The sequence below is a fragment of the Mycolicibacter arupensis genome, from assembly GCF_002086515.1.
GTDB lineage: Bacteria > Actinomycetota > Actinomycetes > Mycobacteriales > Mycobacteriaceae > Mycobacterium > Mycobacterium arupense.
The window spans coordinates 1-23,264 of record NZ_MVHH01000017.1; the positions used below are offsets into that span (position 1 = coordinate 1).

Annotated in this window: 20 protein-coding genes, 1 tRNA gene and 1 pseudogene; 15 read left to right on the forward strand and 7 right to left on the reverse strand. The window is 69.1% G+C overall.

Going from position 1 to position 23,264, the window contains the following annotated elements:
* Positions 1 to 63: 63 nt before the first annotated feature.
* Positions 64 to 2,037 (reverse strand): acetate--CoA ligase, encoded by a 1,974-nt coding sequence (gene acs, locus BST15_RS10395; protein WP_046191266.1) that lies wholly within the window; start codon positions 2,035 to 2,037, stop codon positions 64 to 66.
* A 41-nt stretch (positions 2,038 to 2,078) separates the two neighbouring features.
* On the opposite strand from acs, the gene BST15_RS10400 reads away from it, so the two are divergent.
* A complete protein-coding gene (locus tag BST15_RS10400; protein WP_046191267.1) occupies positions 2,079 to 2,825 on the forward strand; it encodes a hypothetical protein in 747 nt (248 codons plus the stop codon).
* A gap of 426 nt (positions 2,826 to 3,251) precedes the next feature.
* On the opposite strand, the gene BST15_RS10410 is transcribed toward BST15_RS10400, so the two are convergent.
* Complete coding sequence (locus tag BST15_RS10410) at positions 3,252 to 4,082, reverse strand: HAD-IB family hydrolase (protein ID WP_046191270.1); 831 nt, start codon at positions 4,080 to 4,082, stop codon at positions 3,252 to 3,254.
* A gap of 454 nt (positions 4,083 to 4,536) precedes the next feature.
* On the opposite strand from BST15_RS10410, the gene ssd reads away from it, so the two are divergent.
* The 7 genes from ssd (at position 4,537) to BST15_RS10445 (ending at position 9,152) form a co-directional block, all read left to right on the forward strand.
* Complete coding sequence (ssd, locus tag BST15_RS10415; RefSeq protein WP_083070933.1) at positions 4,537 to 5,619, forward strand: septum site-determining protein Ssd; 1,083 nt, start codon at positions 4,537 to 4,539, stop codon at positions 5,617 to 5,619.
* Positions 5,616 to 6,791 carry a TadA family conjugal transfer-associated ATPase gene (locus BST15_RS10420; protein ID WP_046191268.1) on the forward strand — a complete coding sequence of 392 codons (1,176 nt, stop codon included), beginning with the start codon at positions 5,616 to 5,618 and terminating at the stop codon, positions 6,789 to 6,791. The genes ssd and BST15_RS10420 overlap by 4 nt, the downstream gene beginning before the upstream one ends.
* On the forward strand, positions 6,788 to 7,600 hold the full coding sequence (locus tag BST15_RS10425) for a type II secretion system F family protein (protein ID WP_083070934.1): 813 nt from the start codon (positions 6,788 to 6,790) through the stop codon (positions 7,598 to 7,600). Before BST15_RS10420 ends, BST15_RS10425 begins: the two co-directional genes overlap by 4 nt.
* Positions 7,597 to 8,187: a type II secretion system F family protein gene (locus tag BST15_RS10430; RefSeq protein WP_188108760.1), complete on the forward strand. Its 591-nt coding sequence runs from the start codon at positions 7,597 to 7,599 to the stop codon at positions 8,185 to 8,187. Before BST15_RS10425 ends, BST15_RS10430 begins: the two co-directional genes overlap by 4 nt.
* Before the next feature lie 73 nt (positions 8,188 to 8,260).
* Positions 8,261 to 8,470, forward strand: a complete 210-nt coding sequence (locus BST15_RS10435; RefSeq protein WP_046191415.1) for a DUF4244 domain-containing protein — start codon at positions 8,261 to 8,263, stop codon at positions 8,468 to 8,470.
* A gap of 6 nt (positions 8,471 to 8,476) precedes the next feature.
* The gene (locus BST15_RS10440; RefSeq protein ID WP_083070935.1) at positions 8,477 to 8,824 is read left to right on the forward strand and encodes a TadE family type IV pilus minor pilin; all 348 of its coding nucleotides are present in this window, start codon (positions 8,477 to 8,479) and stop codon (positions 8,822 to 8,824) included.
* 16 nt (positions 8,825 to 8,840) lie between these two features.
* Complete coding sequence (locus BST15_RS10445; RefSeq protein WP_234708298.1) at positions 8,841 to 9,152, forward strand: Rv3654c family TadE-like protein; 312 nt, start codon at positions 8,841 to 8,843, stop codon at positions 9,150 to 9,152.
* On the opposite strand, the gene BST15_RS10450 is transcribed toward BST15_RS10445, so the two are convergent.
* Both BST15_RS10450 and BST15_RS10455 read right to left on the reverse strand, forming a co-directional pair.
* Positions 9,149 to 10,180, reverse strand: a complete 1,032-nt coding sequence (locus BST15_RS10450) for a PAS domain-containing protein (RefSeq protein ID WP_046191414.1) — start codon at positions 10,178 to 10,180, stop codon at positions 9,149 to 9,151. The genes BST15_RS10445 and BST15_RS10450 overlap by 4 nt on opposite strands.
* 298 nt (positions 10,181 to 10,478) lie before the next feature.
* Entirely contained in the window at positions 10,479 to 12,839 is a 2,361-nt protein-coding gene (locus BST15_RS10455) for a DEAD/DEAH box helicase (RefSeq protein ID WP_046686428.1), read from the reverse strand.
* Between the two features lie 367 nt (positions 12,840 to 13,206).
* On the opposite strand from BST15_RS10455, the gene BST15_RS10460 reads away from it, so the two are divergent.
* From BST15_RS10460 to topA, 3 genes are all read left to right on the forward strand, one after another.
* Positions 13,207 to 13,410, forward strand: a complete 204-nt coding sequence (locus tag BST15_RS10460; RefSeq protein WP_005138711.1) for a cold-shock protein — start codon at positions 13,207 to 13,209, stop codon at positions 13,408 to 13,410.
* A gap of 125 nt (positions 13,411 to 13,535) precedes the next feature.
* A complete protein-coding gene (locus BST15_RS10465) occupies positions 13,536 to 14,147 on the forward strand; it encodes a hypothetical protein (protein ID WP_046189716.1) in 612 nt (203 codons plus the stop codon).
* 116 nt (positions 14,148 to 14,263) lie between these two features.
* On the forward strand, positions 14,264 to 17,065 hold the full coding sequence (gene topA, locus BST15_RS10470) for a type I DNA topoisomerase (protein ID WP_046189722.1): 2,802 nt from the start codon (positions 14,264 to 14,266) through the stop codon (positions 17,063 to 17,065).
* A 1-nt stretch (position 17,066) separates the two neighbouring features.
* Here topA and BST15_RS10475 read toward each other — a convergent pair whose 3' ends face one another.
* A complete protein-coding gene (locus BST15_RS10475) occupies positions 17,067 to 18,713 on the reverse strand; it encodes an adenylate/guanylate cyclase domain-containing protein (RefSeq protein WP_046189721.1) in 1,647 nt (548 codons plus the stop codon).
* Positions 18,714 to 18,782: 69 nt separating this feature from the next.
* Here BST15_RS10475 and BST15_RS10480 point away from each other — a divergent pair, with 69 nt between their 5' ends.
* Both BST15_RS10480 and BST15_RS10485 read left to right on the forward strand, forming a co-directional pair.
* Positions 18,783 to 20,009 carry a DNA polymerase III subunit delta' gene (locus BST15_RS10480; RefSeq protein ID WP_198528303.1) on the forward strand — a complete coding sequence of 409 codons (1,227 nt, stop codon included), beginning with the start codon at positions 18,783 to 18,785 and terminating at the stop codon, positions 20,007 to 20,009.
* 29 nt (positions 20,010 to 20,038) lie between these two features.
* Positions 20,039 to 20,114: transfer RNA gene (locus tag BST15_RS10485), tRNA-Thr, on the forward strand.
* 13 nt (positions 20,115 to 20,127) lie between these two features.
* Here BST15_RS10485 and BST15_RS10490 read toward each other — a convergent pair.
* Together BST15_RS10490 and BST15_RS10495 are read right to left on the reverse strand one after the other, a co-directional pair.
* Positions 20,128 to 20,763: a maleylpyruvate isomerase family mycothiol-dependent enzyme gene (locus tag BST15_RS10490; RefSeq protein ID WP_046189714.1), complete on the reverse strand. Its 636-nt coding sequence runs from the start codon at positions 20,761 to 20,763 to the stop codon at positions 20,128 to 20,130.
* Entirely contained in the window at positions 20,747 to 21,646 is a 900-nt protein-coding gene (locus tag BST15_RS10495) for an alpha/beta hydrolase (RefSeq protein ID WP_046189713.1), read from the reverse strand. Before BST15_RS10495 ends, BST15_RS10490 begins: the two co-directional genes overlap by 17 nt.
* A 73-nt stretch (positions 21,647 to 21,719) precedes the next feature.
* Between BST15_RS10495 and BST15_RS10500 the strand changes: the two genes are divergently transcribed.
* The gene (locus tag BST15_RS10500; RefSeq protein ID WP_046189720.1) at positions 21,720 to 22,355 is read left to right on the forward strand and encodes a TetR/AcrR family transcriptional regulator; all 636 of its coding nucleotides are present in this window, start codon (positions 21,720 to 21,722) and stop codon (positions 22,353 to 22,355) included.
* A 91-nt stretch (positions 22,356 to 22,446) separates the two neighbouring features.
* Positions 22,447 to 23,262: pseudogene (locus BST15_RS10505) on the forward strand (class I SAM-dependent methyltransferase); the annotation flags it as partial.
* Positions 23,263 to 23,264: the final 2 nt, after the last annotated feature.

Genomic DNA, 23,264 nt, shown 5'->3' on the forward strand with positions numbered 1-23,264 from the left:
CTTCATGTCACCACGCCACGCCGTACCTAACGTCCGTGGTCACAACAGCTAGCCCGGTGTGGCCTAGTCGGCCGCCCGGATAGCGTCGAACACGCTGGGGTCCACCAGCGTTGAGGTGTCGCCGAGATCGCGTCCGTCTGCCACGTCGCGCAGCAGCCGCCGCATGATCTTGCCGCTGCGGGTTTTGGGCAGCTCGGGCACCACATGGACGTTGCGGGGCTTGGCGATCGGTGAGATCTCTATCGAGACGCGCTCGCGAAGCTCGCCGACGATCGAATTGCCGAGGCTGCTGTGCGACGCGGCGAGCACCACGAACGCGCAGATCCGTTGGCCGGTCTGCTGGTCGATGGCGCCGACCACCGCGGCTTCGGCCACCGCTTCGTGGCTGACCAAGGCGGATTCCACCTCTGCGGTGGAGATGCGGTGCCCGGACACGTTCATCACGTCATCGATCCGGCCCAGCACCCAGATGTCGCCGTCGGCGTCGTAGCGGGCGCCGTCACCGGCGAAATACCAGCCCTGCTCGGCGAACCGCGACCAGTAGGTGTCGATGAAGCGTTGCCGGTCACCCCAGATGCCGCGTGTCATGGACGGCCACGGCTGGTCGATGACCAGGTAACCCGACACCGGTTCCCCGCCGGCATCGTCCGGAGACAACTGATCGCCGTGGTCGTCGACGATGCGAGCGGAGATCCCGGGCAGTGGCGTCATCGCGGCGCCCGGCTTGGCCGCGGCCACCCCGGGCAGCGGGGTGATCATCGCCGCGCCGGTCTCGGTCTGCCACCACGTGTCGACCACCGGCACCGCATCGGCGCCGATCACCCGGCGGTACCAGCGCCAGGCCTCGGGGTTGATCGGTTCGCCGACCGAACCCAGCAGACGCAGGCTGGACAGATCGTGAGCATCGGGCACCTCCCGGCCCCACTTCATGAACGTGCGGATCAACGTTGGTGCGGTGTAATAGATTGTCACACCGTACTTTTCGATGATCTGGAAATGCCGGTGGTGGTCCGGAAAATCGGGGGTGCCCTCGTAGATCACCTCGGTGGCGCCGTTGGCCAGCGGCCCGTACACCGCATAGGTGTGGCCGGTGACCCACCCGACGTCGGCGGTGCACCAGAAGACGTCGGATGCGGCTTTGAGGTCGAAGACGTTGTGGTGGGTGTAGGCGGCCTGGGTCAGGTAGCCGCCGCTGGTGTGCACGATGCCCTTGGGCTTACCCGTGGTGCCCGACGTGTAGAGCAGGAACAGCGGCTGCTCGGCCTCGAAAGCCTCGGGGGTGTGCTGCGATGCCGCGGGCTCCACCACGTCGTGCCACCACAGGTCGCGATCGGGATTCCACGAGACGTCGCCTCCGGTGCGACGCACCACGAGCACGTGCTCGACACTGCTGTGCTCGGCGGCGTCGTCCAAAGCCTCGTCGACCGCGGGCTTGAGCGGTGCCGGTTGGCCGCGGCGGAACTGACCGTCGGAGGTGATGACCACCTTGGCCTGGGCGTCGTCGATCCGGGAACGCAGCGCGTGCGCGGAGAAGCCGGCGAACACCACGGTGTGCAAGACACCCAGCCGCGCGCATGCCAGCATCGCGATGACGGCTTCGGGGATCATCGGCAGGTAGATGGCCACCCGGTCACCGGCGACCAGTCCCAGCCCGGTCAGCGCGTTCGCGGCGCGCGAGACTTCGGCCAGCAGGTCGGCGTAGGTGATGGTGCGGGTATCGCCGACGGGCTCACCCTCCCAGTGGATCGCCACCCGGTCGCCGTGGCCTTGTTCCACGTGGCGATCCACGCAGTTGTAGGCCACGTTGAGCCTGCCGTCGGCGAACCAGCGCGCGAACGGGGCGTCGGTGTAGTCGAGGACCTCGGTGAACGGGGTTGCCCAGCTCAACCGGTTGGCCTGCTCGGCCCAGAATGCGAGGCGATCGGAATCGGCTGCACGGTACAACTCGGGACCCGCGTTGGCCTGTGCGGCGAACTGCGCCGACGGCGGATACGTCGATGCTGCGGGGGCGGGAGAGGTGTCTGAGTTGCTGCTCACCGTCAGGAGCCTAATCACCGCGGCGGTAGTGTCTATAGCCCGTGACCAATGCCCGGGATCCACTCGCCCCATTACTGGCGTTGCCCGGTGTGGCCGAGGCCAGTGAGCAGGTCCGCGACGAGTTGGCGCGGGTGCACCGGCACAAGACGAACATGCGGGGCTGGCCGGTCAGCGCCGCGGAGGCTTCCCTGCGGGCGGCGCGGGCCTCATCAGTGCTCGACGGGGGGCCCGCGGCCGTGGATGCCGCGGCGACTTCCGATCCGGTGTTCGCCGGTGCCCTGCGGGTTGCCCAGGCGTTGGAGGGCGGAGAGACCACGTTGGTCGAGGTGTGGCGGCGTGCGCCGCTGCAGGCCTTGGCGCGGCTGCACGTGTTGGCCGCCGCGGACCTCGTCGAGGAGGACCGCCTTGGGCGGCCCGAGGGCGGTGCGGCCGTGGGCCGGCGACTGGAGATGCTGGCCGACCTCGCCACCGGGGGCACTTCGGTGGCCGCACCGGTTTTCGCCGCGGTGGTGCACGGTGAACTGCTGACACTGGCGCCGTTCGGCAGTGCCGATGGGGTGGTGGCTCGCGGCGCGGCCCGGCTGGTCACGATCGCCAGCGGGTTGGACAGGCACGGACTGGGCGTACCCGAGGTGAGCTGGATGCGCCAGGCGCGCGACTACCGGCGGGCCGCGCAGGAGTTCGCGAGTGGTTCGGCTGAGGGTGTCACCGCGTGGCTGCTGCTGTGTTGCGGCGCGATGCGCACTGGTGCGCTTGATGCTCTGGGGATTGCTGAGGCAGGTCGCTAGGCGCCTGTGGCGACCCTGCAGAACGTACGAAGCGGGCGGCGATCCGAAGGGATTCGGCTCGCCGCCCGCTAGTACGGTACACGGTTACCAAGCGTCCAACGTGGGCTGCGTGGGTGGCCTCGGCGCTCCTGCGGTGTTCTTCGGCTGCAACCCCACCCAAAGGGCTGCTAACACCGATCACGTTCCGCAATTACGCAGGCCCGCAACACTTCTGCCATCTTCGCGGCTGTGGCTCCGCGTGGGTACCGCTCTCCGTACTGGGAAGTGCGGCTCGGGAGATCGATCCTTCTCTTCCGGGTCGACCCTGGCCTTGCCGGCTTCCGTGCTTCCTTTGTACTACGTGATGCACGCCACAGCAAGGGTCAATCGCGCACAGTGCGCGCGGTGTCATCGGATTGTGACCAGTGATGTTTGCTGGCAGGTGGGTCAGCGCGCGAATCGACGCAGCACGGAGTAGGTCAGGGCTCCGGCGGCCAGTGCGCTGATTCCGACGGCTGCGGTGGTGGCCAGGGCGGCACCGGACGGTGCCGGAATCCGGTCCCGCAGCGAGACCGGACGCGAGAAGGTCAGTATCGGCCAGCCGTGGGCGAGCGCTTCCTTGCGCAGCGCGCGGTCGGGGTTGACCGCCGACGGATGCCCGACCACCTGCAGCATGGGCAGGTCTGTGATCGAGTCCGAGTACGCATAGCAGTGCTCGAGCGGGTAGCCCTCGCGAGCGGCCAGCTCGCGGATCGCCTGCACCTTGCCTTCGCCGTAGCAGTAGAACGCGATCTCCCCGGTGTACTTGCCGTCGGCGACGACCATCCTGGTCGCCATGGCGTGCGTCGCGCCCAACGCGCGGGCGATCGGCGCGACGATCTCCTCGCCGGAGGCCGACACCACCACCACGTCCCGGCCGCACAGCTTGTGGTCGGCGATCAGTTCGGCCGCCTCGGCGAAGATCAGCGGCGTGACCACGTCGTGAATCGTCTCGTTGACGATCGCCTTGACCTGATCCACATTCCAGCCCGTGCACATGTTGGTCAGGTGGGCCCGCATCCGCTCCATCTGGTCATGGTCGGCACCCGAGAGCAGCATGAGAAATTGCGCGTAGCTCGACTTGAGAACCGTACGACGATTGATCAGTCCCTGGTCCATAAAGGGTTTGCTGAACGCCAGCGCGCTGGACTTCGCGATCACCGTCTGGTCGAGGTCCAGAAAGGCTGCGGTACGGGTCCTAGGTGGCCCGGAAAGATCGGTGGGGGCCGCCGACGGGATAGGTGGTGACTGCGGCTGCGGGGTGGATGCGGTCACCGCTTCAGCATAGGTCGGCGGCCTCAACCAAGCGGGCGCTACGCCCGAAAGAGCACCTCACGCACAGTGAGGCACAGCCGGCGTGCATTTGATGTAACACTTGCGCCCGACCACCCAGTCATGTGTATAGTGGCATCACTCGGCTTATGCCGAGGGTGTATCGGCCCGACCCCCCGGGGTTGATACGCGACGACCTCCGCCTCCTCCCCCCCTGGCGGGGGTCGTCTTTTTTCACCGGTAAAAAATTCGCCGGAGCCTCCTCCCGTTGACTGAAACGTGTTTCAGATCTGGCTATGCATACGAATAGTTTGATTTATTCGTCCTAGCATTACCCCGGGTTATCCACAGTCGGATTTTTCATCCACAGTTGGCATGGTCGTCATGGCGCTCAGGGGCGCTGTCGCGCCACGGTGAGGCGGTGAACGCCGCCACCGGCCTGTTGTCCCTCGTCACCCAAGCCGCCCTGCGCGACGAAGTCGATCGGGTGGCCGCGGCGGTCGGTATGCGCGTGATCCACCTCGGCCCCGCCATGCCGAGCCGCAGAGCCTGGTCGGCGGCGTCGGCCGTCGTGCTTGACCGCGAGGCCGCCGCTCGGTGTGGTCCGGCCAGGCTGCCGCGCCGCCCCCATGTGGTGGTGCTCACCGGCGTTTCGCCCACTGCGGCCGACTGGCAGGCCGGGGTGGCAGCAGGTGCGCAAGGCGTGCTGGCATTGCCCGTCGACGCCCACGAGTTGGTGACCGAGCTGGCCGAGGCGGGCGAGTCGGTGCGCGACGGCGGCCGTTGCGGCGATGTCATCGCCGTGATCGGCGCGCGCGGCGGGGCAGGGGCTTCGCTGCTGGCCGCGGCACTGGCGCAGAGCGCTGGAGACGCACTGCTGGTGGACTTGGATGCGTGGGGCGGGGGCATCGACCTGCTGGTCGGAACCGAGCGCACCTCCGGCCTGCGCTGGCGTGACCTGACGCAGCGCAGCGGGCGACTGACCTGGCCGGCGCTGCGCGCCGCGCTACCCCGCCAGCGTGGGGTGAGTGTCCTGTCGGCCGCATCGATCGGCCACCCCGAGGCTGACGTGCCCGACATCGACAGCGGCACCGTCGAAGCCGTCGTGGATGCGGCCCGTCGCGGCGGGGTCACCGTGGTCTGCGACCTACCGCGGACGTGGACCGATCCGGTCGAGGCGGCCTTAGGGGCCGCAGATCTGGCTGTGCTCGTGAGCCCCTGCGACGTGCGTTCGTGTGCCGCGGGCGCCTCGATCGCGTCGCGACTTCGGGCGCTGAACCCCAATGTCGGACTCGTCGCGCGTGGACCGGCCCCGGGCGGCCTGCGCGCTGCCGAGGTGGCCGACATCGTCGGGCTCCCCCTGCTGACCTCGCTACGGGCCGAGCCGCGGCTGTCTCACCGGCTGGAGTACACGGGTCTGAGGTTGCATCGCCGTGCCCCGCTGGCCGTGGCGGCGGCGCGAGTCCTTGCCGTTCTGCCCCAGCGGAAAGCCTTGGTGTCATGAGGGATTCGCTGATCGACCGCGTCCGGGAGCGTCTCGCGGCGCAGTCGGGGGAGTCGTCGGCATTGCGGCCGCAGATGGTGGCGGCAGCGATCCGCGCCGAATCCGGCGGCGTCCTGGGCGACACCGAGATGCTGTCCAGTCTGCGGGTGCTGCAGACCGAGCTGACCGGCGCCGGAGTGCTGGAGCCCCTGCTGTGTGCGGCCGGCACCACCGACGTGCTGGTCACCGCCCCGGATGCGGTGTGGGTCGACGACGGTGGCGGCCTGCGGCGTACCGAGATCCGCTTTGCCGACGAAGCTGCGGTTCGGCGGCTGGCCCAGCGGCTGGCGGTAGCCGCGGGGCGCCGGCTCGACGACGCTCAACCCTGGGTGGACGGACAACTGCGCGGGATCGGCACCGGCGAATTCACCGTGCGCCTGCATGCGATCCTGCCGCCCATCGCCGCCGACGGCACCTGTCTGTCGTTACGGGTGCTGCGGCCGGCCACCCAGGATCTTGCCGCCCTTATCGAGGTGGGCGCCATCGCACCGCAGGCTGCCGAGTTGCTGTCCGACGTCATTGCCGCGCGGCTGGCGTTCCTGGTCTCCGGTGGGACCGGAGCAGGCAAGACGACGCTGCTGTCCGCACTGCTCGGCTCGGTCGGTGACGGGGAGCGCCTGATCTGCGTCGAGGATGCACCCGAGCTACAGCCCCGCCACCCGCATCTGGTCCGACTGGTGGCGCGCGCGGCCAACGTCGAAGGCGCCGGTGCGGTGGAGTTACGCGACCTGGTTCGGCAGGCCCTGCGGATGCGCCCGGACCGGTTGGTGATCGGAGAGGTGCGGGGCGCAGAAGTGGTCGATCTGCTCGCGGCCTTGAACACCGGCCACGACGGCGGCGCCGGAACAGTGCATGCCAACAACCCAGCCGACGTGCCCGCCCGGCTTGAAGCGCTCGCCGCGCTGGGTGGTCTGGACCGTGTCGGCCTGCACAGCCAACTGGCGGCAGCCGTCCAAGTGCTGGTGCACGTCGCACGGGGGCCTGACGGCAGACGCCGGCTCACCGACATCTCACTGCTGCGCCGTGCCGATTCCTGGCAGGTCCAGGCGGCACCGGTATGGCAGGCCGGGATCGGCCTGACTCGCCATGCCGGCGAGTTGCACGACCTGCTGCGCGATCGGTTGCCCGCATGATCGGACCGGCGAGTTCCGCGCTGGCGTTGGCCATGGCGCTGCTGCTGGGCGTGTCACCGCGCGGCCGTCTTGCACCTGACAGCCGCCCGCGCCACGGACAGGGGCGCCGTGGGGCCGTTCGGTGGGGCCTTATCAGCGTGACGATCGGCGCGGTTGCGCTCGCTGGGATCGTCCTACCGCTCGGCGTTTGGCTGGCCGGTCTGGTGGTGGTGGCCACGGCCGCGGTACGACGCCGCCGTAGCAGCCGGCACCGGCGGGCGGCGGCGGAGTCGCGGGCCTGGGAAGCCGCGCTGGAGGTCCTGGCCGGTGAGCTGCGTATTGGCGCACATCCGCTGCGGGCATTCGCCGTCGCGGCCGCCGAATCCACCCACCGCGGGGTTGCGGCAGGTCTGGGCGGCGTCGCCGCTCGGGCCCGGCTGGGCGCCGACGTCGCGCACGGCCTGCGCGATGCGGCGCGCGCGTCGGCGCTGCCCGGGCAGTGGGAGCGGCTCGCCGCCTACTGGGAGCTCGGGGGGCGCCACGGCGTGGCGATCGCCAGCTTGATGCAGGCCGCGCAGAACGACATGACTGCCCGACACCGATTCTCGGCGCGCACCGCAGCCGGGATGGCCGGCGCTCGCGCCTCGGCGACACTTCTGGCCGGCCTGCCGGTGCTCGGGGTGCTGCTGGGCCAAGTGATCGGCGCGCGTCCGGTCCCGTTCCTGCTCAGCGAATCGGGAGGAGTGCTGGCCCTGATAGGGGTGAGTCTGGTCTGCGCGGGCCTGCTGTGGTCGGATCGGATCACCAGCGGGCTGGGTGGCGGCGCGTGAGCGGCGCCGCGCTGTTGCTGGCCCTGGCGATACTTGCCGCTGCAGGGCCGGCGACGGTCCGGTCACGTGCTGGATCACTGCGAGCGCAGCCCCCGCCGCTGCGCGCGGCTGATCGGGGAGTCGACGCGCTGGCGCTCGCCGCGGACCTGGAGGTGTTCGCGCTGTGTCTGAACGCGGGAATGTCGGTCTCGGGAGCGGCCGCCGCCACTGCCCGGCATGCGCCGCCACAGCTGGCGGCGGCCCTGCGCCGGGGCTCGGATCTGTTAGCGCTCGGTGCCGAACCGGGAATCGCCTGGTCGGAGCCCAACAGCCGCGATGGCGGTGGCCTCGACTCGACGACCACCGCAGTGCTGCGCCTGGCCCGAAGATCCGGGTCCTCCGGTGTGGCGTTGGCTACTGGTCTCGGCGAGCTCGCCGTCCAGTGCCGATCCGAGGCTTCGGATTCTGCCACGGCCGCCGCGGAGCGGGCCGGGGTGCTGATCGCCGGCCCACTGGGGTTGTGCTTCCTGCCTGCCTTTGTCTGCCTGGGCATCGTGCCGGTGGTGGCCGGTCTGGCCGGCGATGTCCTGCGATCGGGTCTGCTGTGATCGCGCCGATGCTTCGCGGGCCGGCCGCGGAAACCCGACGGGTGTTGATCAAGGAGGAGCGATGAAAAGTTTTATGCCGCAAGCACGTAGCGTGGTCCGCGGTCTCGGTGCGAAGCTGGCGCTACTGGCTTATGACGAATCCGGGATGTCCACGGTGGAGTACGCGATCGGCACCGTGGCCGCAGCGGCGTTCGGCGCGATCCTGTACACGGTGGTCACCGGCGATTCGATCGTGTCGGCGTTGAATCGGGTCATCGCCCGTGCGTTGAGCACCAAAGTCTGACAGGCGATGTGCGGCCATGCGCCCTGCGCCGACGACGCCGGCGCCAGCACGGTCGAGGCGGCATTCGCGCTGGCGGCGCTGGTCTCGGTGCTTGTGCTGTGTGTGGCCGGGATCAGCGCGGTATCTACCCAGATCCGGTGCATCGACGCAGCACGCGAAGCGGCCCGGCTGGGGGCGCGCGGTGATGTCTCCGCGGTCACCGTCGTGGTGCGGCAGATCGCCCCGGCCGGTGCGACGGTGCAGCTGCATGCCGAAGGTGACCTGGTGGTGGCGCGGGTCACCGCTCGCCCGATCCTGTTGCCCGGCTTGGCCGTCGCGGCCGAGTCCGTCTCGGCGCTCGAACCGCCGGGGTGAGGCCGGCGCAGCCACCGTGGCCGCCGCCGCGATGGTCGCCACGCTGCTGAGCCTTACCGGCGGTGGATTCCTGCTCGGCGGCGCGGTCATCGCGCGGCACCGTGCGCAGGCCGTGGCCGACCTGGCCGCACTGGCCGGCGCAAGCGGGGTTCCGGCTGGGCCGGCGAGCGCCTGCGAGCAAGCCGTCAGGCTGGGCTCGCGGATGCGGGCCGGTGAAATCAACTGCGCTGTAGAGGGACTCGATGTGGTGATCGCTGTGGCGATACCCGTGCCCGGCTGGCGGTTCGGTCCCGCCCGTGCGGCCGCGCGCGCCGGGCCAGCCGGTTAGGGAGATCCGGAGGTACCCAAACCCGCCCCGTTGACTTCGGCCTCGGTGGGCACGCGGAGCGCGACCAAGGCGGCCATGGTGCCTTCGTCGAGTTCCACCTGGGTGACGGTCACATGGACGGGTGCCCATCCGCCGTCCTGCTGAAGCAGCCGCAGCACGCCGCTGACCGGTGCCTGCGAGCGAGCCATGTCGTTCTCCATCCGGGCGGCCTGCTCCTGGTCGTCTGGGTGAACTCGTGATGCCGCCGGACTGCGCCAGTCGTAGAGCGGGCACGGCTCGTCGAGCCACTTCAGCAGCCGCCGGTTGGACAGATCGCCCATGGCCCGGTACACGCCCGGCTGCGCCAGCGCGTGCAGGATCTGCTGCGCCAGGAAATCGGGTCGCGCAGGCGCGCCCTCGAACTGGCTGCGCCAGTTCATCCCGCGCGACACCAGATGTTCGCGACCACCGGCAACGGACTCACGTGCCGTGCGCACCACGAATCCCACCCGGATGGGCTCGCCACGGAAATCGGTGACATCCCAGCTGCTGCAGAGGGCCTGGCCGGCTTCGGCCCGGATCGCCAGGGCCAGCACCTTGTTCTCGTTGGGGGTGAATTCGCGGGCGGGTAACTCCTCGATGAACGCCCGGCCGTGGGTGGCCTCCACCTCAGGGTCCTTGCCGCTGTTGGCCAGCGACTCTGGGGTATCGGTGGCCACCCCCAGGGTCAGGTCCCACTTCAGCGGGCCTGGGATGGGCCGCTCGGGCGGCTCCATGTCGGCCGGCCCGGTCCAGACGTGCACGCCGTGCACCCGGCCGTCGGACATCACCACCGGCTCGGTGCGAATCACGCGATCGCGGCGCGTTGTGATGCTGGCCAAGGCCTGCCCGGAGCGAACCGACTCGGCGATCGCCGTCTGGATCGACGGCAGGTGTGGGCTGCGTCGCAGAAACTGCGCGAGCGGCACCAGATTCTTCACCTGACGGCCCTGCGCGACTACTGCCGGTTCACCACCGAGCGTCTCCACCAGTAACCAGTCGTGCGCCATAATTCGTCGATATTACGGGAAGTGGGCTTCTACCAGCATCAACAGCGAATAATTTCCCGGAATTGGGGCGAATTTCGCGCAATCGGGCGCCTTGTCGAGTTGCGAAGGATCCGGTGTAGCCGGTAACTTACGGCCGCATCCGGTCCTGTACCGGATTGGGAACGGATCGCATCTCTCGACCGTTCGTCTTACTGTCCCGCGTGATTCTGCGCGCGCCAGACGCCCGTCGCTGCGATGCAGCTGGCGGGGTAAGGGCTCGGGGGAGTCGGCCGTTCGGGGGGTCGGCCGACTCCCGCAGTCAGTCAGGGTCACCGCGCGAGCCGTCGAGCTCGTCGAGTACCAGTCGCAGCACCCGCACCGCGCCGTCCTTGTGCAGGGGATCGTTGCCGTTGCCGCATTTGGGTGACTGCACACACGAGGGACAGCCCTGTGGGCATTCGCAGGATTCGATCGTCTCTGCCGTCGCGGTCAGCCAGGTGGTCGCAGCCCGGAATCCCCGCTCGGCGAAGCCCGCCCCGCCAGGATGGCCGTCATAGACGAAGACGCTGGGCAGACCGCCGAGGCCTTCGGGACCCACCGCGGTGGACAGGCCGCCGATGTCGCCCCGATCGCAGCTGGCCACCAGCGGCAGCAGGCCGATCGCCGCATGCTCGGCGGCATGCAAGGCCCCTGGGATGGCGGGCTCGTCCACCCCGCAGCCGGCCAGGGCCTCAACGGTGACGGTGTAGACCACCGCCATGGTGGGCAGCGTTGCCGGGGGCACATCCAAGTCAACGAAGTCCAGGACCTCGCCGGTCGGCAGGCGCCGCAGGTAACCGACGATCTGGTGGGTCACGGTCACTGGAACCAGGCCAAGACAGACCGGGCCGAACCGGCGTCGTTCCCCTTCACCGGTCACCTCGATGGCGGTGATCTCCCGTGCGAACGTGGCGTAACCGGGATCCTCGGCGTGGACGAAGGCGATCTGGCGTTCGGGGTCCAGCGAATCGACCAGATAGCTCTCACCCTGATGCAGATACACCGCCCCGGTGTGGACGGTGGCCGCCGCGCGGCCCGCGTCGACGCTGCCCAGCAGTCGCCCGGTGTCGGCTTCGACGATCACGACCTGCCCGCCGGCCGAGCCGCGGATGTCCACCGTCGCGTGCGGGTCCAGTCCCGGCGCCGGGAAGTACTTCTCGGCGCGGCGCCGCAGCGATCCCTCGGCGACCAGGTCTGCGGCCACCTGCTCTGCGCCCAGCTGCGTCACCTCGGCGGTGGTCAGCGGCAGTTCGGCTGCCGCGCAGAGCAGCTGCGGCCCCAACACGTAGGGGTTGACCGGGTCGATCACCACCTGCTCGATCGGTTTGTCCAGCAGGGCCTCGGGATGATGCACCAGATAGGTGTCCAGCGGGTCGTCACGGGCAACCAGCACGATCAGCGCGGTCTGCCCGCGCCGGCCCGACCGTCCGGCCTGCTGCCAGAACGAGGTGACGGTGCCGGGAAATCCGGCGATCACGACGGCGTCCAAGCCGGCGATGTCCACGCCGAGTTCCAGTGCATTGGTGGTCGCCAACCCGTAGAGCCGGCCGTCGGCCAGCGCGCGCTCCAGGGCGCGTCGGTCCTCGGCCAGGTATCCGGCCCGGTAGGAGGCCACCTTGTCGACCAGGGCCGGCGCAATCGATTCCAGTCGGGTGCGCGCGGCCAACGCGGTGAGTTCTGCACCGCGCCGGGAGCGCACGAAGGTCAGGGTGCGCGCCCCCTCGGCGATCAGGTCCGCCATCACCCGGGCCGCTTCGGAACCTGCGGCGCGCCGCACCGGCGCGCCGTGCTCGCCGGTCACGTCGGTGCGCAGGGCGGGCTCCCATAACGCCACCGTCCGCGCCCCATGCGGCGACCCGTCCTCGGTGACCTCCGCGACGGGCTGTCCGATCAGTGCCGACGCGCTGGCGCTCGGCGACGCGGTGGTGGCGCTGGCGAAGATCACCGTCGGCGGTGCCGACCCGGGTGCCGCATAACGCTCACAGAGTCGCAGCAGTCGTCGCAACACCATTGCCACGTGCGAGCCGAAGATTCCCCGGTAGTAGTGACATTCGTCGACGACCACGAAACGCAGCCCGCGCAGAAAGACCGCCCAGCGGGCGTGATTGCGCAGCAGTGACAGGTGGATCATGTCGGGGTTGGAGAACACCCAGCGTGATCGTTCCCGGGCGAACCGGCGTATCTCGGCGGCACTGTCGCCGTCGTAGGCGGTGGGCGCCACCGCACCGGCCGCCCCGGCCAGTCGCGGAACCGCGGCGCTCAGGCTGTGCGCCGCACGCAGCTGGTCGTGTCCCAGTGCCTTGGTCGGTGACAGGTAGAGCACCCGGGCGCGAGGATCGCTCGCCAGGGCCTGCAGCGCCGGAAGCTGGTAGGCGAGCGATTTTCCGGACGCCGTGCCGGTGCTGATCACCACGTGGCGCCCGGCGTGCGCCAGTTCGGCGGCGGCCAGCTGATGCGACCACGGGGCCTCGATTCCGCGTCCGGTGAAGGCACCGATCACGTCGTGATCGGCCCAACCGGGCCAACTGCCCACGCGGCCCGCGGACGCCGGCAGATCGGCGACATGCCGCAGGGGATCTTCACCGGCGTCGACCCCGGCGAGAGCGGCGGCCAGCAATTCGCCGCCGAAATTCGCCGTCATTCGTCCGTCCTCAATTACCCGGTTTATCCGGCGGTCCCAGCTTCGCTCTCTTACGTCGCGTCTCGCTGAACCGCCGGCCGTGAAAGCCCGCCGCCGTATTGTTCACCCTTCGGCCGAGATTTCGACACCGCAGTCTGTCCTCAGCGCCATGAACATGGTTGACTGATGGCGGTCGTAGCTTCTGTGTTCGTGTTAAGCCTTCGCAGGATCTGTGGTTGCGGCCGCAGTTCCCGCGGGGATTGGTTGGGTGGCAACACCGGCCGACCGCCAGGGTACGGCGGTCGGAACAGGCCCGGGGCAGCGAAATGCGGTGCTCCGAACAACGGTGCCCCGGCACCGAGCAAGAAGAGTAAGGAAAGATCGACAAATGCCACAGGGAACTGTGAAGTGGTTCAACGCGGAAAAGGGCTTCGGCTTCATCGCACCAGAGGACGGCTCGGCTGACGTGTTTGTCCACTACACGGAGATCCAGGGAAGCGGCTTTCGCACCCTTGAGGAGAACCAGCGGGTGGAGTTCGAGGTTGGGCAGAGCCCCAAGGGCCCCCAGGCCACGGGCGTCCGCGCCGTCTGAGCCACGGAATTTGACGTCACCCCCCGGGCAGCTCCCGCCAATGGAGCTCAACCGGGGGGTTTCGTTTCGGGTGGGTAAGCGCGCCCCGGACGCCGCCGGATGGTGGACCGCTTACTGTCGGTGACGTGAGCCAGCTTTCCTTCTTTTCGGCCGAGTCGGTGCCGCCCAGCGTTGCCGATCTCGCTGGGCTGCTGGCTGGCCCGGGACAGATCGTCCTGGTGGGTGACGGGGCCCGCCTGTCAGTGGTCGTCGACTCCCGGTGGCGCGCCGTGGCGCTGGCTGAGCTGATCGGCGAGGCCGGTCTGGCGCCGGAAGTGACCCGCACCGAGGAGGACACCCCGCTGGTGCGGACTGCGGTCGACGCACGCCTGCGTCCCCTGGCCCAGGCGTGGACGCGCGGCGCGGTCAAGACCGTGCCGCCGCAGTGGCTGCCCGGTCCGCGTGAGCTGCGTGCTTGGACGCTGGCGGCCGGAACGGCCGAGGACGACCGGTATCTGCTCGGGCTCGACCCGCACGCGCCGGACACGTTCGAGCCGCTGGCCTCGGCCATGATGCGGGCCGGTATCGCGCCCACCCTGATCGGCACCCGGGGGAGCCACCCGGCGCTGCGGATCACCGGCCGGCGCAGGCTGTCGCGGCTGGTGGAAAACGTCGGGGAATCACCTGCTGACCCCGACGCGTCGAGTCAATGGCCGCGTGTCGGAGCCTCGATCCCGGGGCATAGGGACGGGCTTTGACAGAATGCACTGCTGAACGCCGGTTTGCATCGGCGCGGTCGTGAGTGCGAGATTGTCAGTTGTCCACCGGCAACGTGACCTGGCGGTGCGGACGGAAGTGGAGTGGTAAGCGCAACGTGGCTGACTCTAAGACGGTGAGCGCCCGCAACGGCGATAAGACACCCGTCCGGCGGCTCGTCATAGTCGAGTCGCCTACCAAGGCGCGGAAAATTGCGGGCTACCTGGGCAGCAACTACGTTGTCGAATCTTCCCGAGGGCACATTCGCGACTTGCCGCGCAACGCTGCCGATGTGCCGGCCAAATACAAGACGGAGGCCTGGGCGCGCCTGGGTGTCAACGTCGACGCCGACTTCGAGCCGCTGTACATCGTCAGCCCCGACAAGAAGGCCACCGTCACCGAGCTCAAGGGCCTGCTCAAAGATGTCGACGAGCTCTACCTGGCCACCGATGGTGACCGGGAGGGCGAGGCGATCGCCTGGCACCTGCTGGAGACGCTGAAGCCGCGTATCCCGGTCAAACGGATGGTGTTCCACGAGATCACCGAGCCGGCGATCCGCAACGCCGCCGAGAACCCCCGTGACCTGGACATCGATCTGGTGGACGCGCAGGAGACCCGGCGCGTGCTGGACCGGCTGTACGGCTACGAGGTCAGCCCGGTGCTGTGGAAGAAGGTCGCACCGAAGCTGTCGGCCGGCCGGGTGCAGTCGGTGGCTACCCGGATCATCGTGCAGCGCGAACGTGAGCGGATGGCGTTCCGCAGTGCCTCCTACTGGGACGTGGTCGCCCAACTGGACGCCAGCGTCTCCGATCCCACCGCCTCGCCGCCCACCTTCACCGCGCGGCTGGTCGCGGTCGACGAGCTGCGAGTGGCCAGCGGCCGTGACTTCGACTCGCTGGGGGCTTTGAAGAAGCCGGACGAGGTGCGGGTGCTCGACGAGGCCGCGGCCACGTCGCTGGCGGCCGGGCTGCAGGGCGCCTCGCTGGCCGTGACGTCGGTCGAGGAGAAGCCGTACACCCGGCGGCCCTATGCGCCGTTCATGACCTCGACGCTGCAGCAGGAGGCGGGCCGCAAGCTGCGGTACTCCGCCGAGCGGACCATGAGCATTGCCCAGCGGCTCTATGAGAACGGCTACATCACCTACATGCGTACCGACTCGACGACGCTGTCGCAGTCGGCCATCGATGCGGCCCGCACGCAGGCGCGCCAGCTTTACGGCGAGGAATACGTCTCGCCGTCGCCACGCCAGTACACCCGCAAGGTCAAGAACGCCCAGGAAGCCCACGAGGCCATCCGGCCGGCCGGCGAGACCTTCGCCACCCCCGATGCGGTGCGCAACGAGCTGGGCAGCGACGAGTTCCGGCTCTACGAGCTGATCTGGCAGCGCACGGTCGCCTCGCAGATGGCCGACGCTCGCGGCACCACGTTGAGCCTGCGAATCGGCGGGAACTCCGGGGCGTCGCAGGTGACGTTTGCCGCCAGCGGCCGCACCATCACCTTCGCGGGCTTCCTCAAGGCTTACGTGGAGACCGTCGATGAGTTGGCCGGCGGTGAAGCCGACGACGCCGAGCGGCGGCTGCCGCAGCTGACCCAGGGCCAGCGGGTGGACGCCGCCGAGGCGAACCCCGACGGCCACGCCACCAACCCTCCGGCGCGGTACACCGAAGCGTCGCTGGTCAAGTCGCTCGAAGAGCTGGGCATCGGGCGGCCCTCGACGTACTCCTCGATCATCAAGACCATCCAGGACCGCGGCTACGTCTACAAAAAAGGCAGCGCGCTGGTCCCGACGTGGGTGGCGTTCGCGGTGATCGGACTACTCGAGCGGCACTTCGGCCGACTGGTCGACTACGACTTCACCGCGGCCATGGAGGACGAGCTCGACGGGATCGCCGCCGGGCGTCAGCGCCGCACCGACTGGCTGCACAACTTCTACTTCGGCGGCGACTACGGGGTGGAAGGCTCGATCTCGCGGGCCGGCGGGCTCAAGAAGCTGGTCGGGGTCAACCTGGAGGGCATCGACGCCCGCGAGATCAACTCCATCAAGCTGTTCGACGACGCCGAGGGCAGGCCGGTCTATGTGCGGGTGGGCAAGAACGGGCCCTACCTGGAGCGCATGGTCACCGGTGACGACGGTGAGCCGACTCCGCAGCGAGCCAACCTCGATGACTCACTTCCGCCCGACGAGCTGACCCTGGCGCTGGCCGAGGAACGCTTCGCCACCCCGCAGGAAGGCCGGTCACTGGGGGTCGACCCGGCCACCGGACACGAGATCGTCGCCAAGGACGGCCGATACGGTCCGTACGTCACCGAAGTCCTGCCGCCGCCCCCCGACGACGAGTCCGGCGCCGCGGCCAAGAAGGGCAAGAAGCCGGTCGGCCCTAAGCCCCGCACCGGATCGTTGCTGCGCAGCATGAACCTGGAGACCGTCACTCTCGACGACGCGCTGAAGCTGCTGTCGTTGCCCCGGGTGGTGGGTGTCGACCCGGAGTCCGGCGACGAGATCACCGCGCAGAACGGCCGCTATGGGCCGTATCTCAAGCGCGGCACCGACTCTCGGTCGCTGGCCACCGAGGAGCAGATCTTTGAGATCTCCCTTGAGGAGGCGCTGAAGATCTACGCCGAGCCCAAGCGTCGTGGCCGCCAGTCGGCTGCGGCTCCGCCCCTGCGTGAACTGGGCGCCGATCCGGCAAGCGGCAAGCCGATGGTGATCAAGGACGGCCGGTTCGGCCCGTACGTCACCGACGGCGAGACCAATGCCAGCCTGCGTAAGGGCGACGAGGTGGCCTCGATCACCGACGAGCGTGCCGCGGAACTGCTGGCCGACCGGCGAGCCCGCGGACCGGTCAAGAAGGCCGCCAAGAAGACGGTCCGCAAGACCCCGGCGAAAAAGGCACCGGCCAAAAAAGCCGCGAAGCGCTGAGTCAGTCCGTAGCAGCCGAGGCCGCAGCGGACTCGGTGTCCTCGGCGCTCTCGGGGGCCAGCACCTCGTCCAGAGCGGCGAGGTGCAACGGTCGCGCAAGCTGAGTGAAAGCAGCGCGACCGCGCAGTTCGACGATCTCGCCGACCTCCCAGCACAGTGCTTCGGCGTCCACCGCACCACTGACCGCGACCGCCGAGGCCAGTACGTGGCCAGCCTCCAGCTTGGCCAGCTCGGTCAGCCTGGCAGCCTCATTGACCGGGTCGCCGATCACCGTGTACTCGAAGCGGGCTCGCGCGCCGATGTGGCCGGCGATGGCGCGCCCGGCCGACACCCCGATACCGAACTCCTCCGATCCGAGCACCGGAAGCAGGCCGTCATGCAGTTCACGGGCGGCCGCCAGTGCGGCGCTGGAGGCGTCCGGGTGCTCGATGGGCGCCCCGAAGATGGCCAGCGCCGCGTCACCCTGGAATTTGTTGACGAAACCGCCGTGCCGGCCGACGGCCTCGACCACCACCCGGAAGAACTCGTTGAGCAGGTTGACGACCTCGCTGGGCGGTCGCGTCGCGGCCAGCTGGGTGGAGCCCACCAGATCGATGAACAGCACCGCCACGTCGCGCTCCTGGCCGCCCAGCTCGGTGCCGCGTTCCAGGGCACGCCGGGCCACGTCCTCGCCGACGTAGCGCCCGAACAGGTCGCGCAGCCGCTGCCGCTCGGCCAGGTCGCGGACCATGTCGTTGAACCCGGCCTGCAGCAGGCCCAGTTCGCTGGCGTCGTAGATCTGCATGTGCGCGTTGTAGTTGCCGCGTTGCACCTCGCCCAGCGCCCACCGCAACTGGCGCAGCGGGTCGGCGATCGACATGGACACCAGCACCGTGCCGGCCAGACCGATCACCAGGGCGGCCAGCGCCATCAGCAGGATCGGGGTGAACAGCTTGTCCGGTGAGGCGTTGAGCAACGACGCCTTGCCGGCCAGGACCGACAGCACGATCGCCAGTACCGGCACGCCGGTGGACAGCAGCCAGGTCAGCAGCTGGCGCAGGATGACGCCGGGTGCGCGCAGTTTCTCCGGGGTGCCGTCGCGCAGGGCGGCGACGGCCACCGGCCGCAACACCCGCTCGGACTGCAGGTAGCCGATGATCGCGGTGGCGGCCGCACCGAGGGCGGTCGCGGTGACCACCACCGGAACGACATCGTGGACCACCTGCCAGCTGATCGCGACGAATACCACCCCGCCCACGGCCCAGTAACAGATGCTGATCAGCGAGCGGTAGAACGGCATCCGGAGCGCCCGCGACCGCGCCAGTTCAGTGTCGGCGGGGTCGGAGTCGCCGTTGGTCTCCAGGTCGGCCAGCAGCGCCTCACGGCGTTGCCAGCGGAACACCGGCATCAGGAGTGCGGTGCTGATCGAAAAGCCGAAGGCGAACAGGCAAAAGAGCACCACGCCGAAGAGCGCCAGGTTGAGGCGAGGCAGGTCCTGCAGGTTGATGCGATCTTCGTCGGGCAGGCCGAACCGCAGGAAGCCGAACACGAACAAGGAGCCGATGATGTCGGCTTGCAGCATGCTCAGCGTGAAGACCGGCCAGGGTGTGCGCACGACCCAGCGGACGAATCGGTTGATCCGCCCGACCAGGGTCGTGGTGCTCACCAGCACACCGTATCCGGCGAGGCGACAAAGCCCGAGTCCAAATGTCCGGTCAAGCCACTACTGTGACCGATGATGTCCGGGGTTTTCGCGCGATTGGTGGGCCAGCAGACGGTGGAAGCCGAGCTGCTGGCTGCGGCGCGGGCCGCGCGGCATGATTCGGCTCACAGTGGGATGACGGCCGGCGGTATGTCACATGCCTGGCTGATCACCGGCCCGCCCGGATCGGGGCGCTCGATCGCGGCGGTGTGTTTCGCCGCGGCGTTGCAGTGCATCGCCGACGATTCCGACGGCGGACCCGGCTGTGGCCGCTGCCGGGCCTGCACCACGACCATGGCCGGCACCCACGCCGACGTGCGCCGCGTGGTGCCGGAGGGGCTGTCCATCGGGGTCGACGAGATGCGGGCCATCGTGCAGACCGCGTCGCGCCGCCCCGGCACGGGCCGCTGGCAGATCGTCGTGGTCGAGGACGCTGACCGCCTTACCGAGGGCGCCGCCAATGCGCTGCTGAAGGTCGTCGAGGAACCGCCGCCCTCGACGGTGTTCCTGTTGTGCGCCCCGTCGGTCGATCCCGAGGACATCGCGATCACGTTGCGGTCCCGGTGCCGCCATGTGGCTCTGGTGACGCCTCCTCCCGAAGCGATCGCTCAGGTGCTGATCGAGGCCGACGGGCTCGATCGTGAGACGGCGGACTGGGCTGCCGCGGTCAGCGGCGGCCACGTGGGACGGGCCCGGAGATTGGCCACCGACCCGGAGGCCCGCCAGCGACGCCAGCGGGCGTTGTCGCTGGCGCGTGAGGCCGCCACTCCCTCGCGCGCGTTCACCGCGGTCGACGAGTTGGTGGCCGCCGCGGAGTCCGAAGCCCGGGACCTGACCCTGGAGCGCGCGGAGATCGAGACCGAGGAGCTGCGCACCGCGCTGGGCGCCGGCGGAACCGGAAAGGGCACCGCCGGGACTCTGCGAGGCACTGCCGGGGTGATCAAGGACTTGGAGCGCCGGCAGAAGTCCCGCCAGACCCGGGCCTCGCGTGATGCCTTGGACCGGGCCCTGATCGACCTGGCCACCTACTTTCGTGATGCCCTGGTGGCCGCTGCCGCCCCCGCCGGCGTCGCCCGCCCCAATCATCCGGACATGACCGATGCGGTGGCGGCGATGGCTTCCCACGCGTCGCCGGATCGGCTGCTGCGCTGCATCGAGGCGGTGCTCGAGTGCCGCGACGCGCTGGCCGCCAACGTCAAGCCCCGCTTCGCTGTCGGAGCCATGGTGGCCACCGTTGGACAGGCCCTGCGCGACGGCCTGTAGACTGGCCCGGCCCGGTTCAGGCCGGGCGCGCCACCTTAGCTCAGTCGGTAGAGCAATTCACTCGTAATGAATAGGTCAGGAGTTCGATTCTCCTAGGTGGCTCCATCGCGGTATGGGCTCAGGCCAACCGCTTGCGCAACAGGTCCACGCCGTCCCCGCTGAGATGCCGCAGCGCCCACGGGCGGCCCGCCAACACCGAGGCCAGGTGAGCCGCGTCTCCGCGAACGCCGGGCCCGGCTCCGTGCGTCCAGCCGATGTCGTCGGCGCGCAACGCCAGGCCGCGGGCCCAAGTCCTCGAGGGGATGAACGGATTCGGCAGCTGCACCTGGGTGGTCAGTACGGCGACCAACTGGGCCGGCCCGGCGGCGGATTCCAGCCCAGCAGCAAAGCGGATGTCCAGCTCGTGGATCACGTGATCGCCCAGGAGCAGCCGTCGTGGGAAGACCCTGCCCACGCCGCGGGGGTTCGACATCGCGCTGGCGAGCTGGGCCAGCAGCTCGCTCGGGGTGCGCTGCCGTGCAAGCCTTTGCGCGAGAGCGGCGTTGGCGCGGTCGAACGACCCGCCGTGGCGCGCCCATGCGAGCCCCATCTCCGCCGGCGAGGCCTGATATCCCAGTGCCAGGTGAGCAAGTACGTCGTGGTTGGTCCATTGAGCGCACAGGCTGGGCTTCGCCCACAGTTCCTGCGGCCAGTGACTGGCTGCGGCGATGAAACGGATATCGTTGTCGTACAGTAGTTTACGCGATGGCAGCATCGAAGCTCCTCTGCAAGAACTCGGTCTGGTCGGCGAGTATGCGAGTCAGCAGGGGTGGGTGATAGACCTCGAAGTGGTCGCTGTCGTAGTGGCGGGCCTGTCCGCGTGGGGCGCGCTGCGCCACCGTGACGGCGTGGCGCGGGTCCATCAGGTTGTCACGCTCAGACACGCACACCAGCAGCGGCGCCGCGATCTGGCGGGACGACCGCAGGGCGCTGGTGAACGCGATGCCGAGTACATCCGAGGCGCCGACCCTGTTGTCGAATGATCCGCCGGGCGAGACCACGCCGCGCCAGCCCTGCAGGGCGCCGGCGGCCGTGACCGCGGCCGTGCTGCCTGCTGGGCCCACGATGGGAACGTAGTGCGGGGTGGCACCGACCAGGCGCCGCGCGGCATCGGCGAGCATCGCCGGCCCCAGGCGCAGGGCTGCTCCGAGACCGAGTCGACGCAGTGTCGCCGGTCCATCGACGATCGGGCACTGCACTACGACAGCGGCCAGATCGGGGCGGCCGGCGGCGACCTTGAGTGCGTGCATGGCGCCGAGACTGCTGCCCCACAAGGCGATCCGGGTGGCATCCAACTCGGGTCGGCCGCGGGCGAAGTCGATCGCCGCGTGGATGTCCTGACGGTGGTTGCGCAGGCTGAGGCGTTGCCGAGGTAGGCCACCGGAGTCGCCGGTGTGGCGGTAGTCGAAAGCCAGCGTCGCGATACCCGCCTGGCTGAAGTGCTGCTCGTACTGGCCGAGCGACATGGTGTGGTTTGCCCCGAATCCGTGAGCCAGAACGACCACCGGATGGGGGCCGGGTCGCGGCGGAAGGGTGAGCCAGGCGGCGCACCGCGTGCCCTGTGAGTCGAAGTGCGTGGTGGTGGTGTCGGGAGTCATACCGATTCCTCTCATACGTACGATGTACGTGTTGTATATTACGTACGACGTACGTGTCAAGAGGAAGGTGGCGATGCGGCCCCGATTCACGCTGGCCGAAGTTCAGGCGGCGGCGCTGCGCATTGTGGATGGCGACGGCTTATCGGGCCTGAGCATGCGGTCGCTGGCCGCGGCGTTGGGTACCGGCCCGATGACGCTCTATAACTACGTGTCCAACCGCGAGGGTCTCGAGGATCTGGTCGCCGAGGCGGTGATCGCCGGCGTAGAGATTCCGCCGCCGAGTGACGCCTGGGTCGACGACGTACGGTCGATCGCGACGGCGCTGTGGCGGGCGGTTCGCAGTCACCCCAACGCGATTCCGCTGGTGCTGACCCGCCGCACGGTATCGCCCTCGAGTTACCCGGCCGCCGAGTATCTGATCGACGCGCTGAGCCGCGGAGGATTGTCTGACCGCGGGCTGCTCGTCGCATTTCGGGCCGTGCTGAGCCTGGTCATGGGCAGTGCGCAGGTCGAGTTGGCGCGGCTTGTGCCCGAAGGGGAGCGTGACCAAGAACAACGCGAGATCGCCGGACGCATCGGCGAGCTGGCAGGCGGTGCCCACCGGCACATCGCGGCGCTGAGCAGGGTCAGTCAGCGGTCGAATGCGACCGAAGACTTCGCGGGGGCCCTGGAGCTGCTGCTGGCGGGGATTGGGGCGCAAGCCGGCTGAGCCTGCGACTTATTGACAATGATTGTCAATAAGTGTCCAATCGGGGGACTCCGATTTTCCGCACACCCCAGGCCCGCACGCCCGCCGGGGCGCCCGACACCCGAGACGAAGTGAGTTACGCTTGCACGCCAGCCCCAAACCCACAGTGTCCGCGCTCTTTCGGCACGTCGAGACCCTGCAGGGCGACCGACCCTGGGGCGCCATGCTGGATGCCGGCGCCGGAGTGAAGTCCCTGCAATGGATCCAATCGCTTGCGACCGACCGTTGGACGGCCGTCACCGCCGCGCCCAGCATGGCCGAGGCGACGCGTGCGGCACTGGGCGACGGGATCCGGCCACAAGACCGGCTGGTGGTGGGCAACTGGATCGATGAAACACTGCTCGCCGGTGAGACATTCGACACCGTCCTGGTGGACTACCTCGTCGGCGCCATCGAGGGCTTTGCCCCCTACTGGCAGGACCACGTGTTCGACAGGCTCCGGCCGCTGGTCGCCAACGGTGGCCGACTTTATGTCACCGGGCTGGAGCCCTACGTGCCCTACACGCCCACCACCGACAGTGGCCGCATCATCTGCGAGATCGGCAGGGTGCGCGACGCGTGCCTGCTACTGGCCGGTGAGCGCACCTACCGGGAATTCCCCCTCGACTGGGTGTTGCGGTATCTGGAGCGGGCCGGATTCCGGATCGTGGAAAGTCGGCGGTTTCCGATCCGCTACGGCGCCCGTCATGTCAACGGCCAGCTTGATATGTGCCGCAGGCGTTTAGAGCGCTTCGGGTCTGCGGCGCTGGGAAACTCGATGCTGCACTATGTCGAAGAACTGCGGCTGCGGGCGCTGCTCGTCCTCGCGCGTGATGGCGGACTGCGGCATGGTCACGACTATGTGGTCGCCGCGGAACCCTCGTCCTGACT

Bases quoted from the DNA above. Each gene is read 5' to 3' on its own strand.
- BST15_RS10425 (WP_083070934.1), top strand. From the start codon at position 6,788: ATGATCGGACCGGCGAGTTCCGCGCTGGCGTTGGCCATGGCGCTGCTG.
- BST15_RS10460 (WP_005138711.1), top strand. From the start codon at position 13,207: ATGCCACAGGGAACTGTGAAGTGGTTCAACGCGGAAAAGGGCTTCGGC.
- BST15_RS10440 (WP_083070935.1), top strand. From the start codon at position 8,477: ATGTGCGGCCATGCGCCCTGCGCCGACGACGCCGGCGCCAGCACGGTC.
- BST15_RS10420 (WP_046191268.1), top strand. From the start codon at position 5,616: ATGAGGGATTCGCTGATCGACCGCGTCCGGGAGCGTCTCGCGGCGCAG.
- BST15_RS10495 (WP_046189713.1), bottom strand. From the start codon at position 21,646: ATGACTCCCGACACCACCACCACGCACTTCGACTCACAGGGCACGCGG.
- BST15_RS10435 (WP_046191415.1), top strand. From the start codon at position 8,261: ATGCCGCAAGCACGTAGCGTGGTCCGCGGTCTCGGTGCGAAGCTGGCG.
- BST15_RS10450 (WP_046191414.1), bottom strand. From the start codon at position 10,180: ATGGCGCACGACTGGTTACTGGTGGAGACGCTCGGTGGTGAACCGGCA.
- BST15_RS10480 (WP_198528303.1), top strand. From the start codon at position 18,783: ATGTCCGGGGTTTTCGCGCGATTGGTGGGCCAGCAGACGGTGGAAGCC.
- BST15_RS10500 (WP_046189720.1), top strand. From the start codon at position 21,720: ATGCGGCCCCGATTCACGCTGGCCGAAGTTCAGGCGGCGGCGCTGCGC.
- BST15_RS10490 (WP_046189714.1), bottom strand. From the start codon at position 20,763: ATGCTGCCATCGCGTAAACTACTGTACGACAACGATATCCGTTTCATC.
- BST15_RS10455 (WP_046686428.1), bottom strand. From the start codon at position 12,839: ATGACGGCGAATTTCGGCGGCGAATTGCTGGCCGCCGCTCTCGCCGGG.